The sequence below is a fragment of the Bradyrhizobium sp. MI1.10 genome (assembly GCF_055811035.1).
This window is the reverse complement of record NZ_JBVVPN010000014.1, coordinates 37512-53753: the sequence shown is the minus strand read 5'-3', so window position 1 is coordinate 53753 and position 16242 is coordinate 37512. Positions and strand designations below refer to the sequence as shown.

At 64.5% G+C, this 16242-nt stretch carries 11 protein-coding genes; 6 read left to right on the top strand and 5 right to left on the bottom strand.

Annotated features, from left to right (window positions below; all coding sequences use genetic code 11):
* Positions 1 to 24: 24 nt before the first annotated feature.
* From AC0L3K_RS16515 to AC0L3K_RS16505, 3 genes are read right to left on the bottom strand one after another with little or no spacing between them, the layout of a single operon-like run.
* Positions 25 to 900 carry an ABC transporter permease gene (locus AC0L3K_RS16515; protein ID WP_473254558.1) on the bottom strand — a complete coding sequence of 292 codons (876 nt, stop codon included), beginning with the start codon at positions 898 to 900 and terminating at the stop codon, positions 25 to 27.
* Positions 901 to 903: 3 nt separating this feature from the next.
* Positions 904 to 1854 carry an ABC transporter permease gene (locus AC0L3K_RS16510; RefSeq protein ID WP_219684265.1) on the bottom strand — a complete coding sequence of 317 codons (951 nt, stop codon included), beginning with the start codon at positions 1852 to 1854 and terminating at the stop codon, positions 904 to 906.
* Positions 1855 to 1881: 27 nt separating this feature from the next.
* Positions 1882 to 3573 (bottom strand): peptide ABC transporter substrate-binding protein, encoded by a 1692-nt coding sequence (locus AC0L3K_RS16505; protein ID WP_007595606.1) that lies wholly within the window; start codon positions 3571 to 3573, stop codon positions 1882 to 1884.
* A 220-nt stretch (positions 3574 to 3793) separates the two neighbouring features.
* On the opposite strand from AC0L3K_RS16505, the gene AC0L3K_RS16500 reads away from it, so the two are divergent.
* The 4 genes from AC0L3K_RS16500 (at position 3794) to AC0L3K_RS16485 (ending at position 8052) form a co-directional block, all read left to right on the top strand.
* Complete coding sequence (locus tag AC0L3K_RS16500; RefSeq protein WP_007595614.1) at positions 3794 to 4426, top strand: cupin domain-containing protein; 633 nt, start codon at positions 3794 to 3796, stop codon at positions 4424 to 4426.
* A gap of 142 nt (positions 4427 to 4568) precedes the next feature.
* Positions 4569 to 6410 carry an ATP-binding protein gene (locus tag AC0L3K_RS16495; RefSeq protein WP_473254557.1) on the top strand — a complete coding sequence of 614 codons (1842 nt, stop codon included), beginning with the start codon at positions 4569 to 4571 and terminating at the stop codon, positions 6408 to 6410.
* Between the two features lie 77 nt (positions 6411 to 6487).
* Positions 6488 to 6937, top strand: coding sequence for a cupin domain-containing protein (locus tag AC0L3K_RS16490; protein WP_007595617.1), 450 nt, complete (start codon positions 6488 to 6490; stop codon positions 6935 to 6937).
* Positions 6938 to 6978: 41 nt separating this feature from the next.
* Positions 6979 to 8052, top strand: coding sequence for a hypothetical protein (locus tag AC0L3K_RS16485; RefSeq protein ID WP_473366364.1), 1074 nt, complete (start codon positions 6979 to 6981; stop codon positions 8050 to 8052).
* Between the two features lie 129 nt (positions 8053 to 8181).
* Here the strand turns inward: AC0L3K_RS16485 and AC0L3K_RS16480 are convergent, their stop codons facing one another.
* Entirely contained in the window at positions 8182 to 9000 is an 819-nt protein-coding gene (locus AC0L3K_RS16480; protein ID WP_219684269.1) for an ABC transporter substrate-binding protein, read from the bottom strand.
* Between the two features lie 255 nt (positions 9001 to 9255).
* Here AC0L3K_RS16480 and AC0L3K_RS16475 point away from each other — a divergent pair, with 255 nt between their 5' ends.
* On the top strand, positions 9256 to 10449 hold the full coding sequence (locus AC0L3K_RS16475; RefSeq protein WP_473366363.1) for an efflux RND transporter periplasmic adaptor subunit: 1194 nt from the start codon (positions 9256 to 9258) through the stop codon (positions 10447 to 10449).
* 15 nt (positions 10450 to 10464) lie between these two features.
* Complete coding sequence (locus AC0L3K_RS16470) at positions 10465 to 13623, top strand: efflux RND transporter permease subunit (RefSeq protein WP_473366362.1); 3159 nt, start codon at positions 10465 to 10467, stop codon at positions 13621 to 13623.
* Here the strand turns inward: AC0L3K_RS16470 and AC0L3K_RS16465 are convergent.
* Entirely contained in the window at positions 13620 to 15887 is a 2268-nt protein-coding gene (locus AC0L3K_RS16465; RefSeq protein WP_473366361.1) for a cation:proton antiporter domain-containing protein, read from the bottom strand. The two genes, AC0L3K_RS16470 and AC0L3K_RS16465, sit on opposite strands and share 4 nt — an antisense overlap.
* Positions 15888 to 16242 lie beyond the last annotated feature (355 nt).

Here is a 16242-nt window from a genome sequence, read left to right as displayed (position 1 = left end):
GCTTGCTCATCGCTAGTTTGCAGATCATGGGATGTTCATTCGCGGATCGAGCGCGTCGCGCAGGCCGTCGCCGAGAAAGTTGAAGCTCGTCACCGCCAGCGTGATGGCGAGGCCCGGCGCAATCGCAAGCCAGGGCGCGCTGGTAAGATAGATCTGCGCGTTGTTGAGCATGTTGCCGAGGCTCGCGGCCGGCGGCTGGATGCCATAACCGAGATAGCTGAGATAGGATTCCAGCAGGATCGACTTGGCGACGTTCAGCGTCGCCGCCACCACGATGGGCGCGATCGCATTGGGCACCAGTTCGCGGAACATGATCCGCAGGTTCGACGAGCCGAACGCGAGTGCAGCTACCGCAAACTCGCGTTCCCGCAGCGAGCGCACCTGGGCCTCGACGACGCGGGCCACCCACATCCAGGCAGTTGCCGCGATCAGCACGGTGGTGGTGACGAAGCCGGGCTCGATGAGCGCCGCGAGCGCAAGCAGCAGGAAGATGGTCGGAAAGCAGAGCATGGCATCGACGAGCCGCATCAGCACCGCGCCGATGACGCCGCCATAGAAGCCGGCGAAGGCGCCGACGGCGATGCCCACCGCCATCGCGATCACCATCGCGACGAAGCCGATCGACAGCGAGACGCGCGCGCCCATCATCAGCCGCGCCAGCACGTCGCGGCCGAGTTCGTCGGTGCCGAGGATGTGCGCGCCCGACAGCGGCGGTGCGAACCGCTTCATGATATCGATATAAGTGTCGTCGAACGGCAGCAGATAGGGACCAAAGGCCGAGCCGAGGACGAGCACCAGAATGATCACGGCGCCCGCGAGCGCGAGCCGGTGCCGGCGGAAGCGGCGCCAGGCGGCATGGCCCGGCGCGAGCTGAACGGTCGAGAGGGCTGCGCTCGTCATCGCCTAGCCCACCCGTATCCTGGGATCGACGACGGCATAGAGGATGTCGGCGAGCAGCGAGCCGATCAGCACCATGATCGCCGAGAACATCAAAATGCCCATCACCACGGGGTAGTCGCGATAGCCGATGGAATCGAGAAACAGGCGCCCCATGCCGGGCCAGGTGAACACAGTTTCGGCCACCAGCGCGCCGCCGAGCAGCGTCGGAAACTGAAGGCCGGCAACGGTGATCATCGGCAGCAGGGCGTTGCGCAGCGCATGCACGGTGAGAATGCGCCATTCCGGCATGCCCTTGGCGCGCGCGGTGCGAATGTAGTCCTGGTTGATGACCTCGAGCATCGAGGAACGCATGAAGCGGCCCCACATCGCGGTCTCGACCAGCGCCAGCACCAGGGCCGGCGCGATCAGATGATGCAGAAGGTCGAGGAAGGAGCCGTCGCCGACGGTCTCGCGGTTGCCGGCCGGCAACCAGCCGAGCTTCACGGAGAAGATATAAATCGTGACGAGTCCGAACCAGAAGGTCGGGATCGACAATGCGATCATGGCGCCGACGGTCGCGAGCGAATCGAACAGCGAATAGCGGCGCAGCGCACCGAGCACACCGATCCAGCCGCCGAGCAGCACCGCGATGATGGTCGCCGTCGCCATCAGCTCCAGCGTGGCGCCGAGGTGCGACGAGATCACCGACAGCACCGCCTCGCCGTCGCGATACGAGTGGCCCCAATCCCCCCTCAGCATCCGGCCGAACCAGTCGAGATACTGGATCGGCAGCGAACGATCGAGGCCAAGCTGCCTGGTGACGCGATCGAGATCCTCCTGCGTCATCTGCGCGGAGGCCGCGAATTGCGAGAGCGGACCGCCGGGCGCCAGATGCAGAATGGCGAAGCCGATCGCGGACACGATCACCAGCAACATGATCGCCTGCGCCAGGCGATTGGCGACGTAACGGGCCATCTCAGGCGATCTCGCGCACCTGAACCATCAGGCCCAATACCATTCGCGGATGTTCCAGCAGTTGATCGACATGTTGATGTTGGGGCGGAAACCTTGCAGCCCTTCCTTCACGCCTTCGGCGATGAAGCCCTGGAATAGCGGCAGGATCGCGAGGTCGTCGCGGATGAGCTTCTGCAGAGTGCCATAGGTCGTCTTGCGCTGCGCCAGATCGAACTGCTTGGCACCTTCTGCGAGAAGCCGATCGGCCTCCGGGTTGCGATACTGATAGGTGTTGTAGCCGCGGCCACCCTTGGCAGGAATGGCGCCGGAGCCGAAGCGGGGCGTCACGTCGGGGTCGCTGCCGAGCATGAAATTCACCCCCACGATCACCGAATTGAATTTCGATTGCTGCCAGAAGTCGCCCCAGATCACCGCGGCCGGCATGTTGTTCACGCGCATCGCGGCACCGATCGCGCGCCAGTCCTGGATCAGCAATTGCTGGGTCTGCTCGCGCACCGCATTGCCCGACGTCGTTGAATTGGTGAATTCGAGCTTGACGCCGCCCTTCTCGCGCACCCCGCCAGAGCCACGCACCCAGCCGGCCGCATCGAGCAGCGTGTTGGCCTTGGCCGGATCGTATTTGTGCTGCGGCAGCCCCTGCTGGAATGACCAGGCCTGCTGCGGCACGAAGCTTTCAGTCTGCGTCGGCAAGCCGTAGTTCAGCGCGTCGATGATCGCTTGCTTATTAATCGCGAGATAAAGCGCCTCGCGCACGGTGCGGTCCGCCAACGCGCCGAACTCCAGATTGGGAGCGATGTGCTCCACCGACGACGTCGAGGAGACGAAGATCTTGCGCCCCTTCAGCGTCTTCGCCTCCTGCACGAAGTTCGGCAAAATGCCTTGCAGGCCGGTGTAGTCGACCTGCCCGGTGCGGAACTGGGTGTAGAGCACGGTCAGGTCGGGAATATACTTGAACACTACGCGCTCAACGTAAGGTCCCTTGCCGTGATAGCCGGTATGGGCATTCAGCTGAATGTGGTCGCCGGGCACGCGCTCGCCCCAGCGAAACGGTCCGGTACCGACGGGCGCATTGTGGAACGGCGAGGCGTTCGGATCTGTCACCTTCTCCAGGATGTGCTTGGGCACGATGAAGGTCAGCGATCCCAGGATCGACATGTAGGGCGAATAGGGAGCTTCCATGCGCCAGTGAACCTCGTCGGGCGCGACGACCTTGATGTCCTTCACGAGACTATGGCCGACGCGGCTGCGCGCGCGGAAATCGGGATTGTTGATCAGCTCGAGCGAGAACTTCACGTCCTCGGCCGTGAACGCCGTGCCGTCGTGCCATTTCACGTCGCTGCGGAGCTTGATCTTCCAGGTCAGGCCGTCGGCCGACAGGCCGCCATTCTCGATGGTCGGGACTTCGCGGGCGAGGTCGGGAACGAACTTGCCGTCGGGATCGATGAACCAGAGCGGCGAGAACACCTGCCACCAGATGCCCTGATCGACTTCGATGCCCGGCATCAGGGGATGAAAGACCGTCGGCTCCTGCGACAGCGCCGCGATCACCTGCCCGCGCGGCTTGTCCGGCGGATTGGTCGGGCGTTCGGTCTGCGCAAACGCGTGGCCCGAAAGCGTCCATCCCGCCGCGGCGCCCGCGCCGAGCTGAAAGATCTGACGGCGGTTCGGATTGCCGAGATGCAGTGCCCCAACGCCGAACTTCCCGGTGTCGTCCGCCATGACCACTCTCCGTTTTCGCACGCGGCACCGTCTCCCGCGCCCCCGAGATCCCCGGCAAAAGGACAGGAGTGGGCTTTAGTGCTTCTAAATTTTTCTATCAAAAGTTCATCACGACTAAATACAGCTGTCAATCGGATTGGTAGGATGCGCGACCTTTTCACTCCGACTGAAGCTCCAGACCGCCATTGTCCGGGGCTGAGATGATGTATGGGAGAGCGACATGGATGGTCGCGGCGAGATCAACGATCCGAAGGATGCACCGGCGATCGAGGCCGACGATGCGGTCGACCAGCGCCTCGGCGAGACCGTGCGGCTGCTGCGCCAGCGTGCGGGCCTGTCGATCCAGGACGTCGCCAACAAGACCGGCCTCTCCAACGGCATGATCAGCCAGCTCGAACGCGCGCGTGCCATGCCGTCGATCCGCACGTTGCGCCTGCTCAGCATCGCGCTCGACGTTCCGATCTCCTATTTCTTCGAGACCACCGATCCCGCCGACGTGCAGCGCTACATCGTGCGCAAGAACAGCCGGCGCCTGCTGCGGCTCACCGCCAGCGGCGTCGTCAAGGAAGCGTTGACGCCGGCAGACAAAGGCCAGCTCGAACTCTACGAGCTCACGCTCAATCCCGGCGCCTCGTCCGGCACCGACTTCCTGCAGCACACCGGCGAGAAGGCGGGCTATATCCTCTCGGGCAGCCTGCGGCTGTGGCTCGACAACCAGGCCCATCTGCTCGAGGCCGGCGACAGCTTTCGCTTTCCGAGCATCGTGCCGCACATGTTCGACAACCCGACCCAGCAGACGGCACGCGTGATCTGGGTGACGACGCTGCGCCAGACCGATTCGCCGGCAGGTTGAAGCGCCGGCCTACCCGGTACCACCGCAAATTGCCCCTCGACGCCGCCGCGCGGAATCTGTAGCTCACATCTGTAGCTCAGGTGGAGCCGGTCATTGACAGGGCGGACACGAGGGTCTGCGACTGACGCGTTGGTGTGAGACCATGAAACTCAGGGGGCTTCTGACACTCGCGATGGCCGCGCAGGTCATCGTGACCGCGGCGGCTCTCCTCGTCTCCTATGCCGCGATCGGCACCGGGTTCGGCATTGCCCAGATCGTCGCGCTGCTCGCAAGCGGCGCCATTGCGGCCCTGCTGGCTCGTCTGTGCACGCGCGCGATCGAAACGGCGCAGGACAAACGCGCCGCCGCGCAACTGACCGAGCAGGCGCGGGCCAGCGCACAGCTGACGCAAGCCGTCATCAAGACCGCGCTCGATGCCTTCGTCCAGACCGACCAGAACGGCATCGTGCTGGAATGGAGCATTCAGGCCGAGGCCCTGACCGGATGGACGCGCAAGGAGGCGCTCGGCACCGACGTCGTCAACCTCCTCATCGCCGAGCCGCTGCGCGACGGCTTCAGGCAACGCATGATGCGGCTGCTGCCGGAATTGTCGGATACGCCGATCGGCATCCGGTTCGAAGCGACCCTGCTGCACCGAAACGGCGATGACATCCTGATCGAGGCGTCCAGCACGGCGCTCCACCTCGGGGGACGCACCCTCATCAACAATTTCGTCAAGGACGTCACGCGGAAGCGCGCCGCCGAGGAGCAGCTGATCCAGGCCCAGAAGATGGAGGCTGTCGGCCAGCTCACCGGCGGCATCGCGCACGAATTCAACAACATGCTCACCGTGATCACGGGCACGATCGAGATCCTCGCCGACGCAGTGAAGGACAATCCGCCGCTCGCCACCATCACCAAGCTGATCAGCGACGCCGCCGACCGCGGCGCCGCGCTGACGTCGAGCCTGTTGTCCTTTGCCCGCAAGCAGGCGCTCAAGCCGGCCGAGAGCGACATCAACGAACTGCTCGAAGAGCTCGCAAAGCTGCTGCTGGCAACCTTCGACAAGAAGATCGAGATCGTGACCCGGCTCGACGGCAACGTCTGGCTCGCCCTGGTCGATCGCGGCCAATTGAGCTCGGCGCTTCTCAACCTCGCAATCAACGCCCGCGACGCGATGCTGGATGGCGGCAGACTGACGTTGACGACGCGCAACGTCGTGTTCGGCGTCCGCGAGGCGGTGGCGGTCGGGGCCGGCTATGCCGGCGACTATGTCGAGATCGAGATCGCCGACACCGGCACCGGCATTCCGCCGGCCATTCTGGAGCGAATCTTCGATCCCTTCTTCTCGACCAAGGACGTCGGCAAGGGCACGGGGCTCGGGCTCAGCATGGTGTTCGGATTCATCAAGCAGTCCGGCGGCGGCATCAAGGTCGCTTCCGAGGAAGGACGCGGCACGACTTTCACGATCTACCTGCCGAAGGCGGAGGCGAGCACGCTTCGCCCCGCCGGCTATGACGAGCGCAAGGTCGTGGGTGGGACGGAAACCATTCTTTGTGTCGAGGACGACCGCGACGTCCGCCAGTACGTCACGGTCCAGCTCGAAAGCCTCGGCTACAAGGTCATCCCGGCCGCCAATGCGGCCGAGGCGCTCGCCATCGCCGCCGAAGGAACGCCCTTCGACCTGCTTTTCACCGACATCGTGATGGCCGGCAGCTTGAATGGACGAGAGCTCGCCGACGAGATGGTGGCTGCGCGCCCCTCGCTGCGGGTGCTATTCACGTCGGGCTACGCCTACGACGCCCCGCATGCGCAGGGACGCGCCACCAAGGGCGCGCCGCTTCTGACAAAGCCCTACCGCAAGGCCGAGCTCGCGCGCATGCTGCGCCGCTCTCTCGACACCGCCGTCGACGACGCGGGCGATCCGATCCCGACGCCCTATTCCGTGCAGGCCGATCTCGAAGGCTTTCTGCGCAGGCAGGCCGCTGAACGCGACAGGCGGTAGGGCGCGTCTTGCGCATGGACAGCGCATGGCTGCTGCGCAACACTCCGTCTCGGTTACAATCCCATTGGAGGCGAGCCATGACTGCACTCGAAAAGGGCATCACCGCGAACGGTACGGGCTATGGCGGCAAGACCTGGAACATCCTCGGCCAGGTCTACTTCCCGAAGGCCGTCACCGAGTCCACTTTCGCGTTCGAGACCAACAGCGATCCTGGCCAGTTCGTGCCGGTGCACATCCATCCGACCCAGGACGAATTCATCCTGGTGCAGGAAGGCACGCTCGACCTCAAGCTCGACGGCAAATGGGTCAAGGCCCATGCCGGCGATCTCGTGCGCCTGCCGCGCGGCATCCCGCACGGCTATTTCAACAAATCCGACAAACCGGCCCGCGCGTTGTTCTGGGTCTCGCCGATGCAGAAGCTGGAGGCGCTGTTCAATCAGCTCCATGACCTGACCGACCCGGCCGAGGTCGTGCGCATCTCGGCGCTGCACGAGGTCGACTTCCTGCCGCCCGAAGCCAACGACTAGGCTACGATCCCCCGACCGACGAATCGTTGGGGGAACCGGCCATGACTGCACGACGTCAACTCCTCGCCATCATCGCGGCGCTTGGACTGCTCCTTACGACGTTCGTTCCGAGCCAGGCGCAAACGCTCACGGCCAGGCAAGCGGAAGCGGTTGCGGCCTACGAGCGTGCGCTCGGCGATTTCAAGGCAATCCTGGCCGAGCGGCGGCGCCAGATCGAGGCGAAGCAGCCGCTGCCGAACCTGCCGGGCCAAGCGCTGTATCTGGCACGCGTCGCCGTGATCAGTGCTTACAAGGATCTCACCGACGCCATGCCGTCCCGGATCGGCAGGCCCAACAAATTCGAAATTCCTCCAGCCTATTTCGACGCCGATATCGAACCGTTGATCGACGAATACTCAATACTGTTCGACATCATGGAAGCGCCGCCGGCGGGCGCGCAGAACTCGGCGACGCCGTTCAAGGACGTGGTCGATCTCGCGGTCGCGATCGCACGCGCGAAGGGGCTGGCGCCTGACCACGCCGAGGCCGCGGGCCGGATCAGCCTCGGGCTGTTCTTCGCCGAAACCAACGGCAAGCAGAACGTCCGCAACGGACGCTCGAACACCTATATGGGTAGCTTCCAGACCGGCCCGTCCGAGGACCGCAACGGCCGCAGGAAATGGGAAGCCATCAAGGGCGAGATCGCGGCGGCCGATCCCGGGTTGAGTGCGCGCGACGACAAGGAGGAGGCGCGGGCCAGCGGTACCGATCATCGCTTCAATCACTGGACCAACGTACGCGATGGCCTGATGAACTCGCATGCGGATGTTTTCCGGGAGATCCCAGGAATCGTGAAGACGCTGCCCGACCGGATCGAGCAGATGAAGCTGTTCGAGCTGATCCAGATCATTCCTACGCCGACACGGTCGGCGCTCAAGTCCGGCGATCTCCTGAACTACAGGGTGTCCAGTCCGACGATCATGAAGCACCTGCGCAACAACAGCATCTTCGCATTCGGACAGGCCGACCGGGCGCGCACCTCGGCAAGCTTCCGCGAGATCCTTGGCGCAATGTGGCTGTTCAAGCGGAAATTCGAGAAGGCGATGGCGAAGTATGCGGAGATCAAGCCGCGCTGAGGTCGCGGTTTGCGGCGGGACATCAAACCCTCATGGTGAGGAGCCCGCCAAAGCGGGCATCTCGAACCATGCAGGCCGAGCATGATCGGCAGCCTCCTAGCTGTTCATATCCGATCGCACTGGCCTGTCCTACTCGGTGCGGATCGGAGTGTCCTTCAGGCCATTGCTGTCATACGCCTTGCGCAAGGTGCCGTTCGTCACCGCCTCGTTCATGAACTTGGCGGCGAAGGTCAGCGCTTGGGGATGGCCGAGCGGGACGGCGACCGCGGTGACGGTCTTCTTGAAGGTCTCGTCGAGCACTCGCGTGCCCGGAATCTTCTGCGCCATCTTGTTGAGCTGGTCGCGCGACAGCGCGAAGGCGTCGATCTCGCCGCTCTTCAGGAGGCCGAAGATTTCGTCATAGGTCTGGTAGCCCGTGACCTTCGCATTCTTCAGATGGGCAACCGCGCCGCGCATGGTGGTGGTGGCGTTGACGGCCGCGACCTTGATGCCCACCTGGTCGAGCGTGGCGAAATTGGTGACGTTCGAGCCTGATTTGACGATGTAGGTGGCATCCGCGACCTCGTAGATCGGACCGAACGTCATCCTGCTCTCGCGCTCGGGATCCTTGGGGAGCCAGGTGACGTCCCAAGCACCTTTTTCAAGAGTGCCTTTCGATGCGGCATCGGTGATCTGGCCGGAATTCTGGTGCACGACATATTCGACGGGCACGCCGAGCTGGGCGGCCATCTCCTTGCCGAGATCGACCGGAACGCCGGCATAGCCGGCTTCGGTTTTGGTGGACCAGAACGCGCCGCCCGCCGGGCTGATCGCGATCGCGACCCGCAGCCTGCCGGTCGGCGCGATCTCGTCCTTCAGGCCATCGGCTAGCGCGGGCATGGCAACCGCCGCGGCGAGAACGAGGCCGGCAAGGACCGATTTAAGCACCGACTGGAGAGGCGTGGGCATGTCATGATCTCCCGACCTTTTCTTCTTTTATTCTTCTCTTTTTTGTCCCGACCGCTTCGCGCGCCGTCGCTCAGCCTGTGACATAATTCTGGTCGATCGTGCGCGCGATGAAAAGCGGTTTGTGACGGCAAAGCTGCCAAAGGCCACAGCGCAGTCTGCGGTGCAAGGCCGACGACTGCCATGGCTATGGTGTTCCACGTCCGGGCATTTGTTGATAGCCTCCCGCCCCGACAGACAGCAACCGGGGGCCACCGAATGACCTGCGCGAATCCCGCATCTCCCGCACGAAGCAACGGAGCGTGGAGACATGTCGGGCGGGCACTGGCCGCCGCGATGGCCGTGGCCGCACTCACCGGCTGCGAGGACAAGAACAGTTTCGTCGCCCCGCCCCCGCCCAAGGTGGACGTGGCTACGCCCGTACAGCGCCCGGTGACGCGGTATGTCGAGGCCACCGGCAACACCGCGCCGGTCAAGAATGTCGATCTCGTCGCACGCGTGCAGGGATTCCTGCAATCGATCGACTACCAGGACGGCGCCTTCGTCAAGCAGGGCGCCCAGCTGTTCACGATCGAGCCCGAAACCTACAAGCTCAAGCTCGACCAGGCGCAGGCGGCCGAGGCCGGCGCGCAGGCCTCGCTCCGGCAGGCGGAAGCCGACTTCAAGCGGCAGAGCGATCTCGTGCAGCGGCAAGCGGTCTCGCAAGCGACTTTGGACAGCTCGACTTCGAACCGCGACAACGCACAGGCCAACCTCCAGCAGGCCCAGGCCAACACCCGCCTCGCCGAAGTCAACTACGGCTACACCAAGGTGAGCGCACCATTCGACGGCGTCGTCAGCGCGCATATGGTCTCGATCGGCGAGCTCGTCGGGGTCTCCTCCCCGACTCAACTCGCCTCCATCGTCGCGATGGACCCGATCTATGTGAATTTCACCGTCAACGAGCAGGACGTGCTGCGCATCCGTGCCGAGGCCTCCCGCCGGGGGCTCACCGCCGCCGACATGAAGCAATTTCCGATTCAAGTCGGCCTGCAGACCGAGGCCGGCTATCCGCATGAGGGCAAGCTCGACTATGTCGCCCCGACCCTCACCCAGTCGACGGGCACGCTCGCGGTGCGCGGTCTCGTCCCCAACGACAAGCGGGTGCTGCTGCCCGGCTATTTCGTCCGCGTCCGCGTGCCCTTCACCCAGGAGAAGGACGCCCTGCTTGTGCCCGACACCGCGCTCGGCAGCGACCAGGGCGGCCGCTATCTCCTCGTCGTCAACGGCGACAACGTCGTCGAGCAGCGCAAGGTGCAGATCGGTCCCGTCGACAACGGCCTGCGCGTCATCGAAAGCGGCTTGAAGCCGGAGGACCGCTTGGTGACCGCAGGACTGCTGCGGGTGATTCCGGGCCAGAAGATCGATCCGCAGGTGACGAAGATCGAGCAGCCGCAGGCGTCTGCCAAGTAAGTAGGAGCGCCTGCCATGATCTCAAAATTCTTCATCGAGCGGCCGGTCCTCTCGAACGTCATCGCGCTGTTGATGATCCTGATCGGCGGCGTCGCGCTGTTCAACCTCGCGATCGCGCAGTATCCCGACGTGGTGCCGCCGACGGTGCAGGTCACGACCCGCTATCCCGGCGCCAGCGCCAAGACCGTGATCGACACCGTGGCACTGCCGATCGAGCAGCAGGTCAACGGCGTCGAGGACATGCTCTATATGCAGTCCTACAGCGGCTCCGACGGCACCTATACGTTGACCGTGACGTTCAAGATCGGCACCGACCTCAACTTCGCGCAGGTGCTGGTGCAGAACCGGGTCTCCAGCGCGCTGTCGCAACTGCCCCAGTCCGTGCAGAACCAGGGCGTCACTGTCCAGAAGAAATCGACCTCGATCCTGCTATTCGTGACGCTGACCTCGCCCGACAAGACGTTCGACAGCCTTTATTTGAGCAACTACGCCACCATCAACCTCCGCGACGAACTCTCGCGCCTGCCCGGCGTCGGCAACGTCACCGTGTTCGGCGCCGGTCAGTATTCGATGCGGGTGTGGCTAGATCCGAACAAGCTGCAGGTCCGTGGCCTGGTGCCGCAGGACGTCATCCAGGCGATCCAGCAGCAGAGCCAGCAGGTCTCGGCCGGCCAGGTCGGTGCGCCGCCGACGCCGCCGGGCCAGGCGTTTCAGTACACACTCAACGTCAACGGCCGGCTCGACGACACCACCGAGTTCGAGAACATCATCGTCAAATCGGGCACCAGCGGCGACGTCACGCGGGTGCGCGACGTCGGCTGGGTTGAGCTCGGCGCGCAGACCTACAGCCAGATCTTCTCGCTAAACAAGCAGCCGGCCACCGGCATCGGCGTGTTCCAGTCGCCGGGCGCCAACGCGCTCCAGGTCGAACAGGCCGTCGAGAAGAAGATGGCGGAGCTTGCGAAGGCGTTCCCGCAGGGCATGAAGTACGACACGCCGTTCGACACCACCAAATTCGTGCAGGCCTCGGTGCACGAGGTCTACATGACGCTGATCGAGGCCGGCCTGCTGGTGCTGGTCGTCATCCTGGTGTTCCTGCAGGACTGGCGCGCGATGCTGGTGCCGGCGACCACTGTGCCGGTGACCATCATCGGCGCCTTCGCCGCCATGGCGGCGCTCGGCTTCACCATCAACATGTCGACGCTGTTCGCGATCGTCCTCGCGATCGGCATCGTCGTCGACGACGCCATCGTCGTGGTGGAAGGCGCGGCCCACAACATCGAGCAGGGCATGAACGGCCACGACGCCGCGATCAAAGCAATGGACCAGTTGTTCGCGCCGATCGTCGGCATCACGCTGGTGTTGATCTCGGTGTTTTTGCCGGCGTCGTTCCTCGCCGGGCTCACCGGCCGCATCTATTCGCAATTCGCGCTGGTGATCGCGGCGACCGCGCTTCTGTCCGCCATCAACGCGGCGACGCTGAAGCCGACGCAATGTGCGCTCTGGCTGCGGCCGACAGTGCCGCCCGAGCAGCGCAACTTCTTTTATCGCGGCTTCAACGCGGTCTATAACCGCGTCGAGCGCGGCTACATCCGACTGATCGGCGTGCTGTGCAGGAACAGCACGATCTCGGTCGCGATCGCACTGGTGCTGATCGTGATCGGCGGCTATGGCCTGTCCCGCGTGCCGACCGGCTTCCTGCCGATCGAGGACCAGGGCTATCTGATCGCCGCCGTGCAACTCCCTGACGGTGCCGCGCTGGAGCGGACCCAGAAGGTGCTCGACAGAGCGAGCGAGCTGATCAAGGACACGCCCGGAGTCCAGCAGGTCATCACCATCGCCGGCATCTCCGCGCTCGACAACAGCGCCAGCCTTGCCAACGCCGGCGTCGCCTACATCATCCTGAAGGACTGGGACGCGCGCAAAGGACCGGGCGAGGATCTGCGCTCGCTGGTCTACGGGCTGAACGACAAGCTCGCGGTCATCATGGAGGCGCGCACGCTGGTGCTGCCGCCGCCGCCGATCCAGGGCATCGGCAACGCGGCCGGCTTCTCGATGCAGGTCGAGCTGCGCGACGGCAACAGCGATTTCGCCAAGCTCCAGGCCATCACGGGCGCGATGGTCAGCAATGGCCAGAGCCAGAGCGCGCTGCAGCGCGTCCAGTCCTCGTTCCGCTCTTCGGTGCCGCAATTCAACGTCGAAATCGACCGCATCAAGACCCAGACGCTGCATGTCACGACGGACCAAGTGTTCGCGGCGCTGTCGACCTATCTCGGCTCGTCCTATGTCAACCAGTTCAACAAGTTCGGCCGCGTGTTCCAGGTCTACACGCAAGCCGATCCGGCCTTCCGCGTCACCGAGCGCGACATCGCCAACATGATGGTGCGCAACTCGAACGGCGACATGATCCCGATCGGCACGGTCGCCACGATCACGCCGGCCACCGGTCCGTCGCTGATCAGCCTCTACAATCTCTATCCGTCCTCAACCGTCATCGGCCTCCCCGCGCAGGGCTACTCCTCCGGCCAGTCGCTGAAGCTGATGGAGGAGATCGCGGACAAGACGCTGCCGCCGGGCACCGGCTACGAATGGACCGCGATGTCCTATCAGGAGAAGGCCGTCTCCAACCAGATCTACTGGGTGTTCGGGCTCGCCATGCTGCTGGTCTATCTCGTGCTCGCCGGCCAGTACGAGAGCTGGTACGCGCCGATCTCGGTGATCCTGGCGGTGCCGCTGTCGTTGCTCGGCCCCATGCTGATCCTCAATGCCCTGAAGATCGACAACAACCTCTATTGCCAGATCGGCCTGATCCTGCTGATCGCGCTGTCGGCCAAGAACGCCATCCTGATCGTCGAGGTCGGGCTCGAGCTGCACGGCCGCGATGGCAAGCCGGTGCTGGAATCCGCGATCGAAGCTGCGCGCGCCCGCTTCCGCCCGATCTTGATGACGTCGTTCGCCTTCATCCTCGGGGTGGTGCCGCTGGTGATCGCGACCGGCGCCGGCGCCAGCGCGCGGAAGTCGATCGGCATCACGGTGTTCTCGGGCATGCTGGCCTCGACCTGCCTTGCGGTGCTGTTCGTGCCGGCGTTCTTCGTGGTGGTGCAGCGGTTCGAGAATTGGCGTGCGTCGAAGAAGATTCCGAAGGCGGTGGCAGTGGCCGAGGTGAAGTCCTAGGCTTGCTCCGCAGCCACCTGCCGCGCCTCGCCGCTTGAGACCAGAAGCACCGAGACTTTTGCCTGCCTGAGCACGGCGTCGGCGACGCCACCGAAGGAGAGGTGATCGGCCTGGATGCGATCGACGCCCATCACCACGAGATCGACGTCAGTGGTCTCGATCTCGCGCAGGATCGCCGCTTCCGGCGCCCGGTTCGCGCGCAAGGTCGTGGTGATGTCGACCTCGTAGCGGGCGGCAAGATCGCTGGCGTCCTTCAGGATGCCGGCCTCGTGACTCAGACCCCGAGAGGCCCCGCGTTGCGCGCCCTTGTCGCGCGTCGTCGCGACATAGATCACCCGGAGCGAGCCTGATCCCGCCTGCGCCAGCGCGACCGCGACCTCCGCGCCGCGCTTGGAGACGCTGCTGCCGGAGACCGGAACGAGAATGTTGAGCGCCTCGGGCATCGGCTGCTTCAGGTGCTTGCCCTTGGCCGCCACGATCGCGAGCGGTCCTTCGAACTTCGCTGCGATGTCCTCGATCTTCCTATCGAAGCGATCCTTGGCGGCAGCAACCTTGTCGACGCCGATGACCAGGAGATCGAAGCCCTTGCGCGCTTCGTCGGCGATGGCCTCGCCGAGCTCCGCACGCTTTGCCCGGGTGACGACATCGACGCTGCCGGCGTCGCCATCGCCATGGGCGGAGACGGTCTCGGCGGCCTTCTTCACCACGGCTTCGGGGCTCTCCTCCTCGTCGCGTCCCTTCTCCTGATCCTTGGCGCGCTTGCCGATGTGCAGCACCGTGATCGGCAGACCGCGCATGCCGGCGATCAGGCCGGCAATGTGGGCGGCGAAGGTGGCGTTGACACTTTCGTCTACTGCCAGCAAGGGACGTTCGAGATTGGCGACGAAGCCGCGCTTCTCGAACTCTTCGCGCTCCAGGCGCTCTTGCTCCTCCTCGTTCATCGGCAGCTTCGCCAGCGCCGCACGCAGCATCGGCGGCATCGCCATCGTGGTCACGATCGCCATGGTCACGATCATCGTGAACAGGTTCTGGCTGAGCACGCCGATCGAAAGACCGATGGTGGCGATGATCACCTCGGTCGAGCCGCGCGCGTTCATCCCGCTTGCGAGCGCCAGCGACTCCCGTGTGTTCAGCCCGCCCACGGTTCCGCCGACGAAGGCGCCGCCGAACTTGCCGACACTGGCGATCACGACCAGCAGGCCGGTGAGCATCAGCAGATGGGGATCGCGCAGCACCGTGAGGTCGGCGCTCAAGCCGGCCAGACCGAAGAACACCGGCATGAAGAAGCTGGATATCAACCCGCGCAGGCGCTCGTCGATCTGCCGCGTCAGGATCGGGGACTCGCCGACCAGAATGCCGGCGACAAAGGCGCCGAGCACGGTGTGAACGCCGATCAGATGCGTGATCAGCGCCATGGCGCACATCATCAGCAGGATCACCGTGATGACCGGCGCGGTGCTGACGAGATTGTCGTTGGCCCAGCGGATGAGCTGGAACGCGAGGCGGCGGCCGATGGTGAAGCTGATGGCGAGGAAGGCGAGCGTGCCCAGCACGGCTTTCGCCACCGAGGCGATATCCAACGCCCCCTGCGAGGCCAGGCTGAAGATGACCGCGATGATGATCCAGCCGATGGTGTCGTCGATGACGGCGGTGGCGACGATGATCTGGCCGACATTGCGGCGCATGAAGTTCATCTCGCGGACGACCACTGCGACGATCTTCACCGAGGAGATCGACAGCGCCGTGCCCATGAACAGCGACGCAACCAGGCGGGCTTGGGGATTCGGCAACAGCGTGTCCGGCAGGAACTCGCCGAGCGCGAAGCCGCAGGCGAAGGGCACGAGGATGCCGGCGATCGAGATCGCGATCGCGGCCTTGCCGACCTTCCTGACCAGCTTGAGGTCGGTCTCCATGCCGGTCAGCAGCAACAGCAGCAGGATGCCGAACTGGGCGATGCCGTCGATCATCGCTTTCTGCTCGGGCGTCTTGGGGAAGATCGCGTGCTGCGCGTCAGGCCAGACCCAACCGAACAGCGACGGCCCGAGCAGGATGCCGGCGAGCAATTCGCCGATCACCGAGGGCTGGCCGAGGCGCTGCATGATCTCGCCGAGACCGCGGCCGACCGCGATCAACAGCACGATCTGCGCCACCAGCAGGAATTCGGACGGACCGGCCGATTTGCCGCCCTCGGCACTGGCCGCAATTGTGGTGAGGACAAGCGCCGCGGGGGCAAGGCCGACCGTTCGGAGCAGGCTCCACTGCATGCAGGATTCTTCCCCCTTCGTCTGGTCCGGCGAGGTGCCGGGATGACGGGGATAGAACCCGCGGCAGGCAACCGGAGTTCCTTGAGTTCGCGGCCGGGTAAGGGGACAACACCAAAAAACGCGAAAACAACCCCATGCACAGTAGGGATGAGGTTGAAAAGACTGAAGAAAAATTTTGTCTCTGCGAAACTCAAATTTCGTCTTTGCCGAAACTGCTTGCGCCGTCGGGCAAAACACTGGCATGGTGGCATCATGAGTGGTCTGCGCAGGGTGCCTCCTCATCCCCCGTCCATTGGGGGCCCCCCGCGCCCACCACCCCGGCGGCCCCGGGGGCATGTTGGGTTGGTGGGGGGGG

What these genes read in the sequence shown, in the direction of transcription:
- AC0L3K_RS16480 (WP_219684269.1), bottom strand. Translation starts at nt 9,000, where the DNA reads ATGCCCACGCCTCTCCAGTCGGTGCTTAAATCGGTCCTTGCCGGCCTC.
- AC0L3K_RS16470 (WP_473366362.1), top strand. Translation starts at nt 10,465, where the DNA reads ATGATCTCAAAATTCTTCATCGAGCGGCCGGTCCTCTCGAACGTCATC.
- AC0L3K_RS16505 (WP_007595606.1), bottom strand. Translation starts at nt 3,573, where the DNA reads ATGGCGGACGACACCGGGAAGTTCGGCGTTGGGGCACTGCATCTCGGC.
- AC0L3K_RS16490 (WP_007595617.1), top strand. Translation starts at nt 6,488, where the DNA reads ATGACTGCACTCGAAAAGGGCATCACCGCGAACGGTACGGGCTATGGC.
- AC0L3K_RS16500 (WP_007595614.1), top strand. Translation starts at nt 3,794, where the DNA reads ATGGATGGTCGCGGCGAGATCAACGATCCGAAGGATGCACCGGCGATC.
- AC0L3K_RS16495 (WP_473254557.1), top strand. Translation starts at nt 4,569, where the DNA reads ATGAAACTCAGGGGGCTTCTGACACTCGCGATGGCCGCGCAGGTCATC.
- AC0L3K_RS16475 (WP_473366363.1), top strand. Translation starts at nt 9,256, where the DNA reads ATGACCTGCGCGAATCCCGCATCTCCCGCACGAAGCAACGGAGCGTGG.
- AC0L3K_RS16465 (WP_473366361.1), bottom strand. Translation starts at nt 15,887, where the DNA reads ATGCAGTGGAGCCTGCTCCGAACGGTCGGCCTTGCCCCCGCGGCGCTT.
- AC0L3K_RS16485 (WP_473366364.1), top strand. Translation starts at nt 6,979, where the DNA reads ATGACTGCACGACGTCAACTCCTCGCCATCATCGCGGCGCTTGGACTG.
- AC0L3K_RS16515 (WP_473254558.1), bottom strand. Translation starts at nt 900, where the DNA reads ATGACGAGCGCAGCCCTCTCGACCGTTCAGCTCGCGCCGGGCCATGCC.
- AC0L3K_RS16510 (WP_219684265.1), bottom strand. Translation starts at nt 1,854, where the DNA reads ATGGCCCGTTACGTCGCCAATCGCCTGGCGCAGGCGATCATGTTGCTG.